Source organism: Metasolibacillus fluoroglycofenilyticus, from assembly GCF_003049645.1.
GTDB lineage: Bacteria > Bacillota > Bacilli > Bacillales_A > Planococcaceae > Metasolibacillus > Metasolibacillus fluoroglycofenilyticus.
The window spans coordinates 1378633-1396453 of sequence record NZ_PYWK01000001.1 but is presented as its reverse complement, the minus strand read 5'-3'; the positions used below and the strand labels follow the sequence as shown (position 1 = coordinate 1396453).

Here is a 17821-nt window from a genome sequence, read left to right as displayed (position 1 = left end):
TCTTATTCAGCTTTTACTAAGAACAATGGTTGACCATATTCAACTAACTGGCCATCTTTTACAAGAATTTCAACAATTTCGCCCTTCACTTCAGCTTCGATTTCGTTGAATAATTTCATCGCTTCAACGATACATACGATTGACTCTTCGCCTACTTTATCCCCTACTTTTACATATGGCGCTGCTTCTGGATTTGGCGCTTGATAGAACGTACCAACCATCGGTGAAGTAATTTTGTGTAGCTCAGTATCTTCCTTTACAGGTGCTTTTTCAACAGGCGCTGATGCTGCTGGAGTTGCTACAGGTGCTGGTGCCGCCTCTACAACTGGTGCTGCTGGTGCTACAGCTGCAACTACTTCTTTCGGTGCGATAACTTCTGTTACATTGCCTTTTTTCTTTAGTTTTACTTTTGCTCCGTTTTCTTCATATACGAACTCGTCAATTGATGAAGCATCTACTAGTTTAATAATTTCGCGAATCTCTTGAATTTTGAACATTATAAACTCTCCCTTATTGCTTAATATTATAACTACGATAACTATTTTATAATTTATTAGGACATTTTGAAATAGTTATTTGTAAATTTCCAAGAAACTAGCGTAACACAGCACATCTAAGACAAAATTACTGTTTTTTCTGACAATTATTTTTCTACTATAGTAGTTGTAAGACATCAAATGACTAATGACTAAATAATGCAAACTAAAAAATAAAAGTGAAGCTTTTATTAAGCCGCTTCTATGAAAAGCGCCTAAAAAAAACCTCACATAAACATTATTATTTCAATAATAATTTGATTGCACGTTTACTGTTACTTGTACGCCTTCACCTTGCTCAGACATGACGATATAAATAATCTCATTCGCTTCCTCTTTGGAAATTTCATCTGACATGACGGTTACTGCTACTTTCTCATCCTCTACACGAACGAAAGCATCAGAGTAGCCTAATGATTTTATTAGCATTTCAAGCATTGCCTCAGCCGATTCCTGCTTGATTAATGCATTCATTTCATTATATGCTTCATTTTTTTCCTCTGCCGTATATTGATCTGAGGCAATTTTCTGCGTGTATTGCTCTCGTAATTGACTGCGCTCATGGTCTACTTCCATCCGCATTTGCTCAAATAAATAGCTTTCAGATTGTACCGCTCTCGTTTCTTCTTGTAAACCAGTTAATGTCGTTTCCTGCATTGTGCTATCTGAGAAAATCGCCATCAAATTTAGATTTCTATCATTTTCAAATACATAATAAACAGCAATAACTGCCGCTAAACTAAAAAGTGTTAAAAACCAAACTGTTCTACGCTTTACCTTCATTGTCCATCTCCTTTGTTTCGCATCGGTACAATCATTATGCGGTGCACAGGTATTTCCATTACTCTACTTACAACTTGCAATAGCTCGCGCTGTACTGCTGGCTTTACCGCACCCTCACTTACAATTAATACGCCTGTCACTCGACCTTCCTTTGCACGAAAATAATCGCTTAGTATGGCATCGCTTTGTCCCTCATAATGCACATACACCTTTACTTGTCCTACTCCAGCCATTTCTTGTAACGTCTGCTCTAGTGAACTTTCATTTTGCCCATTTGTTGCAGGTGTCTTTTGATTCGTAAAGAGAAAAATTGCTACTAAAAGTATCGGTATAATAATCAATGGTAGATTTAATCGCTTCTCCACATACTTGAACTTACCCCCTTTTTTATCAACCATTTCACAGCTCCCTAGGGGAAAATTACCACATTATATGAGATGCCTTTCCTTTATATGCGCAAGAAATCTGCGATATAAGCATAAAAACAAAGGAAGAGAGCCAAGCGAACATAAACAATAAATCTTTGCTCATCTGCAATCAATAATAAGCATTGTCCAACTACAACGAGTGCTAATATCGTCATCACAAATTTTTGCCCACCCCTAACTGCATAATGACAAATAATAATAACCAAATGAAAATAAAAGTAATAGCTAGCAATATCGCAATAGCGCATAAAACAAATAGTGTATTTCCTATATCATCAATGAGACCGCTGACATTGGAACTCGTAAATGGCTCTGTAATTGCGGCAAGCAATTTACAGCTAAATGCATATAACAAAAGTGTGCCTGCTGGATAAAAGGAGGCAACTGAAAAAGCGCTAATCATTGTAAAGCCAGTAATTGTTGTCGCTGTTCCTTGAAATTTTTGAAACATTGAAAAGCCTTGCACAACGATTGACCCTACTAAGGGAATCGCTTGCTCTACCACCTTTTTTAACGGGGTTGTGACAGAAGAATCGACCGCAAAGAAAGCGACTCCAGAAATCGTTAGGATGAGTGAAAGTGCTAATGATGATGCTGCAATTAAGCTCATCGACGTCATACGTAACAAATCAGCTAGCTTTTTAAAAGAAATACCTTGTACAAAACGACTGCAAAAGTCAAATAACAGTGCAGCGAGTAGCGCAGGGATCATCACTTTATTCGTAATATGCATAAGCATTTGCAATAAAAATAGGACGAGCGGACTCCAAGCAACAAATGCTAAAATGGATTGAAGAACAATCATTGCGGATGTCAGTACGGGAATAAGTGCTAAAAAAAAGGCAGATAAAATTTCGGCAAACTCTCGCATGATTCGAAAAGCTTCTATGACAAGCTCCCCTATTGTCAAAACAAGCAAAATAATAAATAAAGATTCTAGCCATGATTTTGCACTAGGTGCAAATGCTTCGATAATTAAAAAAACTAATGTGTATAATGAGACAACTGCAATGAGGAATATAATATTTGAAATTGGTTCACGAAAGACGTTGATAAGCGTGTCCATTTACTACACCCTTTTGAGTAAATTTGACAATGCTTGTATCGCTGGTTCTAGCTCGGTCATCCAATATGTGACGAGTGCGATACGAACAGCGATACGCATCACCTCCCCTAACGCTTCATATTCATGGTCCACGAGTAACGTAAACATAAACTCACTCAATAAAAACACGATAGCTGTATAAAGTAAGGATAGTGCATAGGGAACATGCTGGATAATGGTTACAAAATGACGAGCCCACGGTATGATAGATTGTACAAAAACGAATTGCAGAAAAATGAATGTAAAAATAATGGTGAATAAAGAATGTAGTGAAGGAATTGCTTGTTTAATTAATTGCAGGAGCAAAAGTAAAATTACCACAGCAAATATCGTTGTCATCGTCACCCCGAAGAAGTAAGCCATTGAAAGAAAATAAGTATTTCATTGAAAAACAAACGTAAAAAACGAATGAGCTCTGCTGTCATATACAAATAAGCAATAAAAAATAGAAAAAATGAAAACTCCTTTTTTCCTGTCTGCTCAAAAAATACATGCAGCAAGGCAATCACAAGCCCTACCCCTGCAACACGAAGTACATCTTGAAGCTCCAAAGCCTAGCCTCCTTACGTACCGCATTATATGTAGTTCCGGGATAGTATAGAACCTTATCTGATATAACGTAAATGAGCTTCTGATTTCGTAATTAATAATCAAGAGGAGCCAATTGGGGCTGTCCAAAAAGCCGTGCATAGCCGGCATTTTGGACAGTAGCGATGATGTTTCACAAAATGTTGATTCCTATAAACAGAGAACGCCTCTTTTAAAAATGGGATGAACATTGACTTTAGCAGCGTTATCCTTCAGTAAAAGGAAAGCGATGAAAACATCGATTTCAATGCGGTGGCAAAACAAAATGGACTTTTCGGACAACTCCCATTGTATATAAGAAATATTAAATTTCATTGAGGTATATCTATCGGCTGTATATCTTCATAAAGGGTAAGGAGGTGTGCATCGCCTGCTTTTGATGATGTTTCAAAAAGCTATGGCTGGAAAGCTTCTTTGAGAATAGGAGTCATGTATGTAGGTGAAAATCAATTTTTTTAGTGCACTTACAAAACGAGGCTGCCTTTTGAGACAGCCCCTGTCTTATCATATTAATTATGCATTGCACATCGGAGGTTTATATGCGAATATTTTTAGAATTGCAGAGGCGACTAAGCTTACTGCTTGTTTGTAGTGCAGTCGCACTATTTTTGCTCGCTCCCTTTATTTAAGTAGCTCCTCCACAATATCCGCAACCGTTGCTTCCTTCGCTAAATGGCTATTTTCTCCCATCCATAGCGATAAAAATTCAGGGCGTCCCTGTACAGTGCTTTCTTTGCGAATTGCTACTGTTAAATGATGCTGTAAAGGATATGGGGCAACGACGGCGTCCTTCAAGCGCTCTGTGAAATCATTTTTTAAGCCGCGCGCAAACTTTCCTGTAAATGCTTTCGTTAATGTTGTCATGTCATGTTCTGATTGTAAAATAGCTTGTTTATATAATGGTGAAACTTCACTTTCAATTGCTACTAAAAAAGCGGTTCCTACTTGCACTGCCGTAGCGCCTTGTGCCAAGGCATTTTTTACTTGACTAGCTGTTGCGATTCCACCTGCTGCAATGACAGGGATTGCCACTTGACCTATTACTTGTACCAATAATTCTTCAGTCGTAATTAATTGCAAAGGCTCTGTAAAAGTACCTCGGTGACCGCCAGCCTCGCTACCCTGTAGTACGACTGCATCAAATCCAGCCGCTTCCACAGCCTGCGCCTCCTGTAGCGTAGTTGCCGTACCAATTATGTAAATATTCGCTGCCTTTAAACGCTCAATTTCCGTAGCGCTCGGGATACCGAATGTAAATGAACAAATCGGCACTTGTTCATCAATGACAACTTGCAATTGCTCTGAGTACACATCCTTCGAAATAACTGTTTGTACAGGGGCAATATTTAGTTCATCATATATTGGCTGCAATGCTACACGTGCCTCCTGTAACACCGCAACATCTATTTTCGGCTCTTCTTGTACAAATAAATTTACAGCGAAAGGCTTATTAGTCCCCTTTTTTACAGCTTGAATAAATTCTCTTGTTGCAGCACCATCTAAATAGCCTGCACCAATCGAGCCTAATATGCCTGCCTCACAGCTAGCGATTACAAGCTGCGGCGTTGTTACACCAGCCATTGGTGCTTGAATAATTGGTTTATTAATTTGAAATTGCTGTAACATTTCTCATCACTCCTTCCATCTTATTGTAATACTTTTGACTTATTGTTACTATAGAAAAAAGCTGGCTCGTAAGCTTAACGCCTACAAACCAGCCTGCTATTTCACTCATTATGCACGTGAAACATACGAGCCATCAGTTGTGTTGATAATTAATTTATCACCAGCATTAACGAAGAATGGTACGTTTACCATTAAACCTGTCTCCATTTTAGCTGGCTTTGAGCCACCTGAAGCTGTATCGCCTTTAATACCAGGCTCTGTTTCAGCAACTTCTAATACAACAGTATTCGGTAATTCAATCCCTAGCATTTCGCCTTGGTATGATTGAATGTGAACTTCCATATTTTCCAATAAATAAAATAACTCATCCTCAATTTGCGTTGCTGCTAATTCAGTTTGCTCATATGATTCCATATCCATAAATACATGAGCATCCCCTTGCGCATATAAATATTGCATTTTGCGATTATCAATCATCGCTTTCTCTACTTTTTCACCCGCACGGAACGTTTTCTCGTTGACGTTACCGTTACGAAGGTTACGTAGTTTTGAACGCACAAATGCAGCACCTTTACCTGGCTTTACGTGTTGGAAATCCAGAACACGGTATAATTGGCCATCAACGATAATTGTTAGGCCTGTGCGAAAATCGTTTACTGAAATCATCTTCATTTTCCTCCAAATTATAAAATAATTAAATCTTTTGTAGAATGAGTTAATTTTTCATTACCTGTTGCCGTAATTAGTATATCGTCCTCGATACGTACGCCACCAATTCCAGGTAAATAGACACCTGGCTCAATTGTAACAGCCATTCCCGGCTCTAACACTGTTTCTGAACGGAACGATAGCCCCGGCCCCTCATGCACTTCTAAACCGATTCCATGCCCTGTGGAATGACCAAATGCCTCACCGTAGCCCTTTGCTGTTAAATAATCCCGTGCTACTGCATCCGCCTCGATACCTGTCATACCTGGTCCTACTTTTTCTAAAGCAAGTAGCTGTGATTCTAATACGACATTATACATTTCTACAAGCTTTTCGGATGGCTGCCCTACTGCGATTGTACGTGTAATATCAGAAATATAGCCATTGTATAGTGCACCGAAGTCAAGTGTGACAAAATCGCCCTTTTCGATTACTTTGTTTGTCGCAACACCATGTGGCAATGCGGAGCGCACACCACTTGCTACGATAATATCAAATGACGAGCTTGTCGCACCTTGCTTACGCATGAAAAATTCAAGCTCATTCGACACATCAAGCTCTGTTTTCCCCGGCTCAATATAGCCTAAAATATGTGTAAATGCATGATCTGCAATTTCACATGCAGCCTTAATAATATTAATCTCTTGCTCTGTCTTAATCAAGCGAATTTTTTCAATTAAACCCGCAGTTGGTACAAATTCTGCTTTAATTGCATTTTTGTACTGTGCGTATGCGCTATATGTAAGCGCCTCTTTTTCAAATCCAATCGTTTGAACGCCCATTAGTGCAGCCTGATTCGCCACTTCATCAACAATTAAGCCACTATGTTGAACAATGCGGAAATCTTTCACTTGCTCTGCTGCTTGCTCAGTATAACGGAAATCCGTTATAAATACCGCATCGTCTTTTGACACGATTGCTACACCTGCAGTACCCGTAAAGCCTGTCATATAGCGGCGGTTATAGCCATTTGTAATTAATAAGGCATCGATTTTTTCGTCGATTAATGCTTGACGTAATTTTGTTAATTTCATGAAGTTATTCCCCTTTTTATTGTTGTAAAAATTTGCGTACAGCTAAATCATAGCCGATTGTGCCAAGACCGCAAATTTGGCCGACACATTCAGCTGCTAGCATCGAATGATGGCGGAATGGCTCACGCTTATGAATGTTTGAAATATGTACTTCAATGACAGGGACACTAACAGATGCAATTGCATCGCGTAAAGCAACACTTGTATGTGTATAAGCTCCCGGGTTGAAAACAATGCCCGCCATTTTATAATCTTCAGCCTCATGAATCCAATCAATCAACTGCCCTTCATGATTGGATTGACGAAAATCAATTTCACATTGAAAGCTTGCCGCCAGTGACTGCAATCTTGCCTCAATATCAGCTAAAGTTTCCGTTCCGTAAATCTCAGGCTCGCGCTTGCCTAGACGATTCAAATTTGGTCCATTTAATACGAGCAATTTCACTCTATATCCCCCCTTTAATTGATGACATAATTTTATTTTATCATAGTGTTTTTATACATCAACTTATTTCGATAGGCGAATTTTCTATTATAATAATGAAATTGTGCTGTTTCGATGACAAAGCGACATGTCGCTATCGTTATAACAATAAATGGAATCGATAATTTTTTAAAGGATGCTTTTTCCGCTGGTAAATCATAGATAATCCATTCTGCTAAAAAGGCAAATGCTAGCCCGATAACTAAAGAAGTGAAAAATGCTGGTACACGCCAAGCATATTGAAGTAAAATATAGATAATGAAAAATAAAATAAATAGTGATAGCCCTAGCAAAAACCATGCAGTAAACGGTGCGATTGCTAGCTCCCACTTTTTCACAAAGCCGATTGGATGCCAAGAAATGAAATTAAAATAATGTAAAAACTTTAACATGCACGAAAAACCAATTGCACCGACAATACTTGTAATCATCGCCAATAACATAGAAATGCCTCCCTTTCTTTGTATTTTCACCAAAATTCACAAGCCGTATGCATTTTCGTAGTCGTTTACGAAAAAATTTAGTACAATAATTTAGAATCTATTTAAGAGAGTGGTGTACATAGTGAGCAAGGAAGTACCCGTATATGGTGGACAGGCGCTATTAGAAGGCGTTATGTTCGCTGGAAAAGAGCATATGATTACTGCGATACGCCGCAATGATCAGTCGATTGATTATTTTCATGTAGAAAAAAAGAAAAAACCGTTGTATCAAAAATTAAAGAAGATTCCTTTCGTGCGAGGTGTTGTTGCATTAATTGAATCGGCTGGCTTCGGCTCACGCCATTTACAATTTGCAAGCGAGCGCTACGATGTAACGCCCGGAGAGGAAGAGGAAAATAGCGAGGAGCCATCAAAGCTACAAATGATTTTAGGCGTAGCAGTTGTTGGAGTACTGTCATTCTTATTTGGAAAACTAGTTTTCACATTACTGCCAGCGATTTTAGCTGACTTCTTTACCGTTTGGGTGCCGAATAAAACAGGGCAAATCTTTTTAGAAACAGCAATTAAGCTTATTTTATTACTGAGCTATTTACAGCTTATTGCGATGACACCGATTATTAAACGCGTATTCCAATATCACGGTGCTGAACATAAGGTGATTAATTGTCATGAAGCTGGCTTAGAGCTAACAGTAGAAAATGTACAAAAGCAATCACGTCTGCATTATCGATGCGGCTCTAGCTTTATTTTATTTACGGTCATTGTCGGCATGTTCGTCTACTTTTTCGTACCAACAGACCCACTATGGCTACGCATCGTCAACCGTATTTTATTAATTCCTGTCGTATTAGGTATTTCCTTCGAAGTGCTACAGGCGACAAATGCTTTACGAGGTGTGCCTGTATTACGCTTTTTAGGCTATCCAGGCCTTTGGCTACAGCTTTTAACAACAAAGGAGCCGAAGGACGACCAAGTCGAAGTAGCTATTGCTTCATTTAAAAAATTACATGAAGTAGAGCAGAACCCAGAGATGGCTGCAACTTTGCATCATGATTAAGTGAAAAGGGGGCTTGTCCAAAAATCGGACAGCCCCCTTCTTCTCATTATTATGTAAAAACGCATCACCGTCGCTGTAGCTTGTCCATCATCCTCTTTTTGAAATAGGCTGGCTTCAGCTCCGCGATTAAAATCGCTACCATAATTAATAATGCACCCATCGTCATTTTAAACGTCAATATTTCATGTAAAAATAAGATGGAAAACAATGTACCAAATAAAGCTTCCGTTGATAAAATAATGGCCGCCTTCGTTGCGGTCGTATATTTATGCGCAACATTTTGAAAGACATAAGCAAGCGTCGTTGAGAAAACGGCTAAATAAATAATAGAATAAATCCCCTCTTTTGCGATTGTCGTTGGGATATCTCCTTGCACAATCACCACAAATGTACCAATAGCTGCCGCTGTCACAAACTGCACAATCGTCAAAAGGAGTGCATCCTCTTTTTGCACAAAATAATTCGTATAAAAAATATCAAACGCAAAGCCTACAGCACAAATTAGTGTTAATATATCGCCTATATTCATCATTAAAGAGCCTTGCAGCGACAATAAGCCAATCCCCACTAAAGCGAAAACTGAACCAAACATCTCATAGCCATCAATTTTTCTTTTATAGAAAACAAATGCAATTAAAGGCACAATAACAACATTTACTGCTGTTAAAAAGGCATTTTTCGATGCGGTTGTATATTCTAATCCTACTGTTTGAAAAGCAAAAGCAACATATAAAATTGTCCCTAATACCGCTCCTTTCCAAACAACTGACCAACGTAGCCCCTTCAATTTATAACCAAATAATAATAACAAAATAAGTGCCGCCAATATAAAACGCCCTGCCATTACTTGGTAGGCAGTTAAATATTTTAATGCAATCGCTGTTACAACGAAGCCACTCCCCCAAACAATTGCTGTTGTGAGCATCATGGCATCTCCAATATACTTTTTCACTTCCGTTCCTCCTCACTGTTCCATAATAGCAGAAAAAGGAGAAATCACTGCGCTTTCCCCACAAATTAAGTAAATTTTTCGATAATTCATCGAAAAAAACCGCCTTTCTCTTGTAGTAATACGTTTGGTAGCTCTGTTAGCAATCCTAGATTACTACTACAAAAGAAAGGGCGTCCCAAAAGCAGTACATCTTCTGCCTTTGGGACGCTTTCGGTGATGTTTCATCAAAGGAATCTCTAGATAAAACAGAGGAACATGTCTTTGCGTATACGATAAACACCTAGTTTAGCAGCTTTCTTTTGAATTTATATTGAGCGTAAAGCTAATTTTTCACTGCGCCGGGAAGAGGTTCGACTTTTATCCTATGCCGAGGTGACCCTGCTTACGATGCAATGAAAACGCCAACTCCACCCATTTATTTATATTCGGACGAAAATCTGCTAAACGCAGTATTTCTCACTTTTTCAAAGAACCCTCTTGTTATTAAGAAATTAGCTTTTTGAAGAATTACCGTTTTTGGGACGCGCCCTTAGCACATACTTTTAGCAAACATTTACTATGGACAGCTCTCACTTCATCAACATGCTATAAATAAAAATGCTTGTAAACGCAATCATAATCGCAAATGCTTGGACAAATGAAATAATATGGTGGCGTAAATCAGCAGCATATTTCTTCTCTAACATGCCGCGCACCACGAAAATCACGACAAAGCCAATTGGCACAAAGACAACAGACCACAGCGCAAGCTTCGGCGTAAATAATAGGATACATAGCACAACAAGTGCAATAATAGCTAATTCAAACGGGAGCTGCCATTTTGTTTTATATTGATAAAACAGTGTGTCTTGGGTGCGAATATAACCTATTTTTCGTTTTAAAATCGGGATGAACAGCCATTGATAAAGGATAACAATTATAAAAATAGCTAAATACTCCATACGCACACTCCATTATTTTCTAAAATTCCACTCATCATTGGCGTATTTCTTTGCTTCTAGCTCCTTCACATAAGCTAACTGCTCCTCTGTTAATGTATGAGGAACGAGTTCAATTTGTAGCGACGTTTCAAAGCCTGCCTTAAATGCTTCAACACATTGCGGAATTGTAAATGGCGTGTCTACAAATCGATTCATCGCTACAGCTTTTTCAGGCAGTTTTTCACGCATTTTTTGCCTCACTTTGTCAGAAGAAAACTTAAAAACAGATAATAGCTTTTCCTCATCTAGCTCTAGTAAAATGGCTCCATGCTGTAAAATAACACCCTTTTGACGTGTTTGCGCACTACCTGCTACTTTTTTGCCCTCTACTACGAGCTCATACCAACTAGGTGCATCAAAGCATACGGCACTTCTAGGCTTCTTTAAATCCTCTTGCTTTTCCTCTGTATCTGGTACGCTAAAATAGGCATTCAACCCTAAATTTTTAAAGCCTAATAAAATACCCTCACTTAATACACGATAAGCCTCTGTTACCGTTTTCGGCATATTTGGGTATTCCTCTGTCACAATAATTGAATACGTAAGCTCTTGGTCATGAAGCACTGCTCGTCCGCCAGTAGGCCGACGTACAAATCCTAAATTTTGACGCCTTACAGCTTCCAAATCAATATCGCGCTCTGCCTGCTGGAAATAGCCAATCGACAATGTCGCTGGGTTCCATTCGTAAAAGCGAATTACCGGCGGGATGCTTCCCTCGCTATGCCAATCAAGTAATGCCTCATCCAAAGCCATATTAAAGGATGGCGAACAAGGTCCTGAATTAATAAAATACCACTTTTCCACTGCTGTCATCTCCTTGACGAAACTTTCCTCTTCTAAATTACCATAGATAATAGACTATGAGTAAACAATTTGTTTGAAAATATAAAAAAGCGCTGCCTGAAAAGTGGCTAACGCACCACTTTCTAGACAGCGATTGCTTTTTTGAAGCATTATAGTACTAGCATCAAAAGCAGCCTCCGATTTCTAAAAAGACCTTTTATTTGCAACTGCTTTTTTATTTAAGCGCTGCTGACATTTATCCACTATAAATATCACAATAAAAAATATTCCGACAACGCTAGCCATCATCCCTGCGATGGATGTATCGAGCCATTTTGCTGCATAGTAGCCAACAAGGGCTGAAACAACACCAAAGCTCACACTCCAGACAAACATTTCCTTAATCGATTTACTAATTAAATACGCAGTTGCAGCAGGGCCAATTAACATTGCTACAACTAAAATCGCTCCAACGCTATCAAATGCAGCAACTGTTGTTAAGGAAATTGTTGTCATAAAAGCATAATGCAATAAAATTACCGGCAAGCCGATTGTCGCCGCATAAACATAATCAAATGTTGAAAGCTTCATTTCTTTATAAAATAACATAAGAAATGCCACATTAATTACTAGGACAAGCAGCAGCATCCAAACAGCTTTTGGCATTGTGATGGATAAAATTGTCCATTTATCCCATGGAACAAAGGAAATTTCGCCCATTAATACATGCTCTACATCTAAATGAACATTTCCTGCAAATAATGTAATAAGTAAAACGCCTAGGGCAAATAAAGTCGTAAACGTCACACCAATTGCCGCATCCTCTTGAATGCCCGAGGATTGCAGTAACTGCACTAAATAAGCAGTCAAAATCCCTGCGATTGCTGCACCAACTAACATCCACAAGCCGTTTAATGATTGTGTAATGATAAAGGCCATTACTATACCGAATAATACTGTATGACTAATTGCATCTGCAATCATCGACATTTTACGAAGAATTAAAAAGACACCTGCAATGCCACACGTAGCTCCAACTAAAACACCTGTTAAAATAACCCAAAATTCAATCATCATACTTCACCTTGCTGAAATTTGTTTTTTCTTCTATATTTACTTAGCTGTCCAGACTTTGGGCTAAATAAATAGGAAATGAAAAAGATGCTTGCAGCACATAAAACGATAATCGGCCCTGTTGATAACCCCACACGTAGTGAGCTAATAAATGTACCTACAATACCTGCCAAGCCTCCAGCAATACCACTAAACAATAGCATTGTATGAAGCCTTTTCATCCACAACTTAGCACTTGCTGCTGGAATTATAAGCAATGCTGACATTAAAATTACACCGACCGCCTGAATCCCTGTGACAATCGTCATCACAATAAGTGCTGTTAAACAAGCTTTCAATGCTTCTACTGGTAAACCAATTCCCTTTGCATAGACTGGGTCAAAAATAATAAGCTTCCACTCTTTATACATGAAAAGGCTCACTGCTATAATAATTATCGCACTCATAAATAACCAAGTTAAATCTGATTTTGTCATCGCTGCTGCTTTGCCAAAAATAAAATCATTTAGGCCACTTTGATTACCGAGCGGGCTTCGATTGACAATTGTTAATAGTACAATGCCTACGCCAAAAAACACAGCAAGCACTAGCCCAATTGCCGCATCTGCCTTAAGCTTGGAATATGTGACAATCCATTGGATGCAGTAAATCGAAAGAGCTGAGGTAATGGCTGCACCAAGCATTAAAACAGGTAGCTCCTTTTGTCCTGTCAATAAAAAGGCGATAGCTATTCCCGGTAATGTTGCATGTGCGGCAGCATCACCGACTAGGCTTTGCTTTTGTAGAAAGGAAAACGTTCCTGTAATACCTGCTGCTATACCAAGAAGCGATGTTCCAATTAAAACCCAAAGTAAATTTCCTGCTAGCATTTTACCCCTCCTTACATCGCTTCCATCATTAATAATTTGCCACCATACGTTTGCTGTAGCTTCTCTCTCGTAAATATTTCATCTGTTTTTCCCGCAGCTAAGATTGTTTTATTTAATAAAATAGTGTAGTCAAAATACTCTGTTACAGTTTGCAAATCATGATGAACAACAAAAATACTTTTTCCTTGTGCCTTTAAATTTTTTAAAATCTCAATAATTGTTTTTTCCGTTGCGGCATCAACCCCTGCAAACGGCTCATCTAAAAAATAAATCTCTGCATTTTGCGCTAATGCCCTAGCTAGGAACACACGCTGTTGTTGTCCTCCTGATAGCTGACCGATTGAGCGCTCTGCAAAATCCTGCATTCCAACACTCGTTAACGCCTGCATGGCAAGCACTCTATCATGCTTTGTTGGGCGCTTAAATAACCCGCGGTGTCCGTAGCGCCCCATTAACACTACATCAATCGCTGTCGTTGGAAAATCCCAATCCACAGCATTGCGTTGGGGCACATAGCCAACAACTAAGCTCTTCGGCGAAAAGGACTTTCCTAAAATCTCCACCTTGCCAATTTTATTTGGCAGTTGGTTCAATATCGCTTTTAAAAAAGTCGATTTGCCAGCGCCATTTGGTCCAATAATCGCAGCTAAATGCCCAGTTGGTACTGACACATTGACATTTTCAAGCACCTTTTTTTTATCATAAGCAACCGATAAATTTTCAACAGTTAAAGCTTCCATCTACTCCACCTACTTCAATGAATCGACAATTGTGTCGACATTATATTTATACATACCTAAATACGTGCCCTCTTCCGTTCCTTCAGCACCCATTGCATCCGAGAATAATTCGCCACCAATAATGACAGCATGCCCTTTCTCCTTTGCACCTTCAATAACTGCCTTCATTGCCTTATCCGATACGCTAGACTCTATGAAAATAGCTTTAATATTATTTTCTACTAAATAATCAACCATATTTTGCACATCCTTTACCCCATATTCCGAATCTGTGCTCAAGCCTTGCAACCCTCTTACATCAAAGCCTAAGCTTTCACCAAAATAATTAAAGGCATCATGAGCAGTAACTAAGATTCTTTGTTGTGCTGGAATTTCCTCCACACGACTAGTCACATATTCCTTTAATTCATCTAATTGCGCCAAGTATGCCGCTTCATTTGCTTCAAAATCATCCTTGTACTCGGGATACTCCCCAACTAATGTAGCTCCAATCGCAGCTACGACCTCTTTCCATAAATCAATATCAAACCAAATATGCGGGTCATGTAATGCAGCATCCTCATCATCAGCTAATAATGCACCTTTATCTAGCTGCTCACCTACTGCCAATACCGTTTTTTCCTCAGCCATTTGATTAAAAATATCCTGCATCTGCCCTTCTAAATATAAGCCGTTATAAAAAATCACTTCCGCTCTATCTAGCTTTGTTAAATCACTTTGCGTTGCTTTGTATAAATGGGGGTCTACACCCGGCCCCATTAATGTCGTCACTTGTAAATGCTCCCCACCTATTATTTTGATCGCATCCCCAATTTGTCCTGTAGTCGCCACAACATTTCCTTCTCTTTCCTCTCCTCCATCACTACATGCGGCTAACAATAAAATTAATCCCATAACTGCTAAAAACCGTTTCATTATCAACTAAACTCCCTTTCTATTTATCAATATTGCCCCAGCGGAAATTAACCTAAAACTGTCACGCCCTGTTACATCCACCGGAGCTTGGGGCAACACGATGTTGGTCACTCAACCATTGTGCGCGTGTAGTGGCACTCTTAGACTGTGCTCTTCTTTATCAGTGGGTATTTGGACACCAACTGAAAGAAGTTAAATTTTCCGAAGCATATAGCATTTGCTTATCTATATAACAGCAAGTAATATCGCGATTCTTACTAATTTTGTTATAAATACATAAGCAATCATTAGAACATTTTTCGCAATGACCACTATCTTTCGGTAGAGCTAATATGTTTCTCTAAGGAAAAATATATGCTATAACGAAAGAAATTGCAAGCTAAAATATCAAAAAAATTTTTGTGCCAAGTATTCTACGAAACAATTCATTAGAAAATCCTCTCAATAGCTAGCAAAATAAATACGCTTTTTATTAATTTCATAAAGGAGAAAATTCCGCTAAATAACGATAAAAAGCAACCTCATTTCTGCGGTTGCTTGTGTATATATAACGCTATATAAAGGATACTAATTTTGATAATGCTCTGCTAATGCATTTGCAGCAATAATTGCTTGATACACATCATCAGGAGTAACTGGATGCGGCATATTTTTCATGGTATCTCCTTCGGCACAGGCAGTTTCAGCCACTTTTCTCCACTCCTCTTCTCGGAATTCATCCAGACCAAGATCATTTAAAGTTAATGGTAAACCAATCTCTTTGATAAATTGAATTACATCTTCAATTTCCTCTTTTGGTGCACTTTCTAAGACAAGCTGTGTTAAAACACCAAATACTACTTTTTCACCATGTTGTGCACCATGAAGTGATGGAACAGCAGTCATTCCATTATGAATAGCATGGGCAGCAGCTAAGCCACCAGCTTCAGCGCCTACACCACTTAAATAAATGGTCGCTTCAATTATATTTTCAACTGCTAGTGTGGATATACCTTGATCAACTGCGATTTTTGCTTGAAGACCATATTCTATAATGGTGTCATAGCACATTTTAGCAATTCCTAACCCTGATAAAGTTGGTTTTAAATTCACCAAATTATCACCATTTTTATGGTAACATGCACGTGCTTCAAAATAAGTAGCAAGGGCATCTCCAATCCCAGCTACAAAAAAACGTGTCGGTGCCGCAGCTAATATCGTAGTATCCGCCAATACAACATCTGGATTTGATGGTAAAAACAAATAACGGTCGAATGAACCATCAGAATTATAAATAACTGCAAGGGCTGTACATGGTGCATCAGTTGAAGCAATGGTCGGAAAAATTACTACAGGTAAGTGCTCATAATAAGCAGTTGCTTTAGCTGTGTCTAATGTTTTTCCGCCACCGATACCAACAATTACGTTTGCTCCAGATTGTTTGACTAATTCACGGTGTTTATCAATTTCTCCCTGCGTAATTTCATAATTAAATTTTACAAATTCACTTTTATAGCCTTCACTTTCAAAAGACTTACCAGCTTCTTCCTTGGCACGTTCAAGAATAAACTCATCACATATTACATAAGCGTGGTCACCATATACCTTTGTATAATTCGGTAATGTTTTCAATAAATTTTGACCGACTATAAATTTTTTAGGTGATGTAATGGATTTTGGCTTTTTAAACATTATAAGTCCCCTCTGCAATTGGATTTCTTCATAGTTATTTACTTTAAACACAAAAATATTTACTGAAAAGTTAAACAACTTATGCATAATGAAGGTCTATTAGGAAAATATGGCATATCTTCTTATTTCAAAACTTTAATTATCAATAAAAAAAATTATCATCATCTTGTGTAATGGTAGGATTTAGTAGCTTCTCGATGAATTACTTTGTATTTTGCGGTTACTTATCACTGCAATTGCTAAATCAAAATAAAATATTTTAACTCCGCAAAAAGCATATAAAAAACCCTGTTATATCAACGTTCGCTGTACATTTAATCTATAATCTTTTATAATATATTTTAGAAATAGAAAGGGGTTTACTCGCAGTGAAAATTTTGATTACACTACTTATCGTTATTGCAGTCATCGCTGTATATATTTTAATTAGCTCAATGCGGTTGAAAAAGGCGGTAACGAATTTAACACAGGATGAATTTATTCAAGGCTACCGCAAAGCACAATTAATCGACTTGCGTGAAGCAAAAGAGTTTGATGCTGGACATATTTTAGGCGCTCGTAATATCCCATCAACACAGCTCAACACACGCTACAAAGAAATTCGTCCAGACTTACCAGTATACTTATACTGCCAAAACACAGGCCGTAGCGCACGTGCAGCACTCATGCTAAAAAAGCGCGGCTTTAATCAAATCTATCAGCTCCAAGGCGGCTTCAGAACTTGGACAGGCAAGATTAAATCAAAGGCATAAAATAGCGTCTAAAATGTCGTGCGGTTGCCGACATTTTAGACGCTATTGTTTGTGTTTCTTTAAAGAGTTCACCCCGAACAAAATAACAAAAACATTTTTCGACGTTTTATTTTGACAACGCATTCAAATACGATTTTGAGTAGTTTATGAGCGAATTCAGATGATTTATGAGCGAATTCGTTCGGTTTATGAGCGAATTTAGCCATCTTATGAGCGAATCGGTACTTTCCGCCTACTAATATAAAAACGCCCCTAAAGCCGGCAACTGCACGGCTTTAGGGACGTCCCTTGCC

22 protein-coding genes are annotated in these 17821 nt (G+C 38.4%); 2 read left to right on the top strand and 20 right to left on the bottom strand.

Annotated elements, in window-relative coordinates:
- Positions 1–2: 2 nt before the first annotated feature.
- From accB to C9J36_RS06435, 12 genes are all read right to left on the bottom strand, one after another.
- Positions 3–497, bottom strand: coding sequence for an acetyl-CoA carboxylase biotin carboxyl carrier protein (accB, locus tag C9J36_RS06485; RefSeq protein WP_066163658.1), 495 nt, complete (start codon positions 495–497; stop codon positions 3–5).
- A gap of 285 nt (positions 498–782) precedes the next feature.
- Positions 783–1319 carry a SpoIIIAH-like family protein gene (locus tag C9J36_RS06480; protein WP_066163660.1) on the bottom strand — a complete coding sequence of 179 codons (537 nt, stop codon included), beginning with the start codon at positions 1317–1319 and terminating at the stop codon, positions 783–785.
- Complete coding sequence (locus C9J36_RS06475) at positions 1316–1717, bottom strand: hypothetical protein (protein WP_066163661.1); 402 nt, start codon at positions 1715–1717, stop codon at positions 1316–1318. Before C9J36_RS06475 ends, C9J36_RS06480 begins: the two co-directional genes overlap by 4 nt.
- 50 nt (positions 1718–1767) lie before the next feature.
- Positions 1768–1905, bottom strand: coding sequence for a hypothetical protein (locus C9J36_RS17270; RefSeq protein ID WP_161485061.1), 138 nt, complete (start codon positions 1903–1905; stop codon positions 1768–1770).
- Entirely contained in the window at positions 1902–2813 is a 912-nt protein-coding gene (locus tag C9J36_RS06470; protein WP_066163663.1) for a stage III sporulation protein AE, read from the bottom strand. The genes C9J36_RS17270 and C9J36_RS06470 overlap by 4 nt, the downstream gene beginning before the upstream one ends.
- Positions 2814–2816: 3 nt before the next feature.
- Positions 2817–3191 carry a hypothetical protein gene (locus tag C9J36_RS06465; RefSeq protein WP_066163665.1) on the bottom strand — a complete coding sequence of 125 codons (375 nt, stop codon included), beginning with the start codon at positions 3189–3191 and terminating at the stop codon, positions 2817–2819.
- A gap of 2 nt (positions 3192–3193) precedes the next feature.
- Positions 3194–3403 (bottom strand): stage III sporulation protein AC, encoded by a 210-nt coding sequence (locus C9J36_RS06460; protein WP_066163666.1) that lies wholly within the window; start codon positions 3401–3403, stop codon positions 3194–3196.
- 658 nt (positions 3404–4061) lie between these two features.
- Complete coding sequence (locus C9J36_RS06455; RefSeq protein ID WP_107942565.1) at positions 4062–5066, bottom strand: NAD(P)H-dependent flavin oxidoreductase; 1005 nt, start codon at positions 5064–5066, stop codon at positions 4062–4064.
- Between the two features lie 108 nt (positions 5067–5174).
- Positions 5175–5732, bottom strand: a complete 558-nt coding sequence (efp, locus tag C9J36_RS06450) for an elongation factor P (RefSeq protein WP_066163668.1) — start codon at positions 5730–5732, stop codon at positions 5175–5177.
- Positions 5733–5749: 17 nt separating this feature from the next.
- On the bottom strand, positions 5750–6808 hold the full coding sequence (locus C9J36_RS06445) for a M24 family metallopeptidase (protein ID WP_066163670.1): 1059 nt from the start codon (positions 6806–6808) through the stop codon (positions 5750–5752).
- Between the two features lie 16 nt (positions 6809–6824).
- On the bottom strand, positions 6825–7253 hold the full coding sequence (aroQ, locus tag C9J36_RS06440) for a type II 3-dehydroquinate dehydratase (protein ID WP_066163672.1): 429 nt from the start codon (positions 7251–7253) through the stop codon (positions 6825–6827).
- A gap of 32 nt (positions 7254–7285) precedes the next feature.
- Positions 7286–7735, bottom strand: a complete 450-nt coding sequence (locus C9J36_RS06435) for a hypothetical protein (protein WP_107942564.1) — start codon at positions 7733–7735, stop codon at positions 7286–7288.
- A 172-nt stretch (positions 7736–7907) separates the two neighbouring features.
- On the opposite strand from C9J36_RS06435, the gene C9J36_RS06430 reads away from it, so the two are divergent.
- On the top strand, positions 7908–8792 hold the full coding sequence (locus tag C9J36_RS06430) for a DUF1385 domain-containing protein (protein WP_201261926.1): 885 nt from the start codon (positions 7908–7910) through the stop codon (positions 8790–8792).
- A gap of 64 nt (positions 8793–8856) precedes the next feature.
- Here the strand turns inward: C9J36_RS06430 and C9J36_RS06425 are convergent, their stop codons facing one another.
- The 8 genes from C9J36_RS06425 to C9J36_RS06390 all read right to left on the bottom strand — a co-directional run bounded on the left by C9J36_RS06425 (position 8857) and on the right by C9J36_RS06390 (position 16776).
- Complete coding sequence (locus tag C9J36_RS06425; RefSeq protein ID WP_066163678.1) at positions 8857–9744, bottom strand: DMT family transporter; 888 nt, start codon at positions 9742–9744, stop codon at positions 8857–8859.
- 569 nt (positions 9745–10313) lie between these two features.
- Positions 10314–10685, bottom strand: a complete 372-nt coding sequence (locus C9J36_RS06420) for a DUF4181 domain-containing protein (RefSeq protein WP_107942563.1) — start codon at positions 10683–10685, stop codon at positions 10314–10316.
- A gap of 12 nt (positions 10686–10697) precedes the next feature.
- A complete protein-coding gene (locus C9J36_RS06415; RefSeq protein ID WP_066163682.1) occupies positions 10698–11537 on the bottom strand; it encodes a lipoate--protein ligase family protein in 840 nt (279 codons plus the stop codon).
- Between the two features lie 174 nt (positions 11538–11711).
- On the bottom strand, positions 11712–12581 hold the full coding sequence (locus tag C9J36_RS06410; RefSeq protein ID WP_107942562.1) for a metal ABC transporter permease: 870 nt from the start codon (positions 12579–12581) through the stop codon (positions 11712–11714).
- Positions 12581–13450 (bottom strand): metal ABC transporter permease, encoded by an 870-nt coding sequence (locus tag C9J36_RS06405; RefSeq protein ID WP_107942561.1) that lies wholly within the window; start codon positions 13448–13450, stop codon positions 12581–12583. The genes C9J36_RS06410 and C9J36_RS06405 overlap by 1 nt, the downstream gene beginning before the upstream one ends.
- A gap of 11 nt (positions 13451–13461) precedes the next feature.
- Positions 13462–14190 carry a metal ABC transporter ATP-binding protein gene (locus C9J36_RS06400; protein ID WP_107942560.1) on the bottom strand — a complete coding sequence of 243 codons (729 nt, stop codon included), beginning with the start codon at positions 14188–14190 and terminating at the stop codon, positions 13462–13464.
- A 9-nt stretch (positions 14191–14199) separates the two neighbouring features.
- Positions 14200–15105 (bottom strand): metal ABC transporter solute-binding protein, Zn/Mn family, encoded by a 906-nt coding sequence (locus C9J36_RS06395; protein WP_066163691.1) that lies wholly within the window; start codon positions 15103–15105, stop codon positions 14200–14202.
- A gap of 567 nt (positions 15106–15672) precedes the next feature.
- On the bottom strand, positions 15673–16776 hold the full coding sequence (locus C9J36_RS06390) for a glycerol dehydrogenase (RefSeq protein ID WP_066163693.1): 1104 nt from the start codon (positions 16774–16776) through the stop codon (positions 15673–15675).
- Positions 16777–17144: 368 nt separating this feature from the next.
- Here C9J36_RS06390 and C9J36_RS06385 point away from each other — a divergent pair, with 368 nt between their 5' ends.
- Positions 17145–17528, top strand: a complete 384-nt coding sequence (locus tag C9J36_RS06385) for a rhodanese-like domain-containing protein (RefSeq protein WP_066163695.1) — start codon at positions 17145–17147, stop codon at positions 17526–17528.
- Positions 17529–17821: the final 293 nt, after the last annotated feature.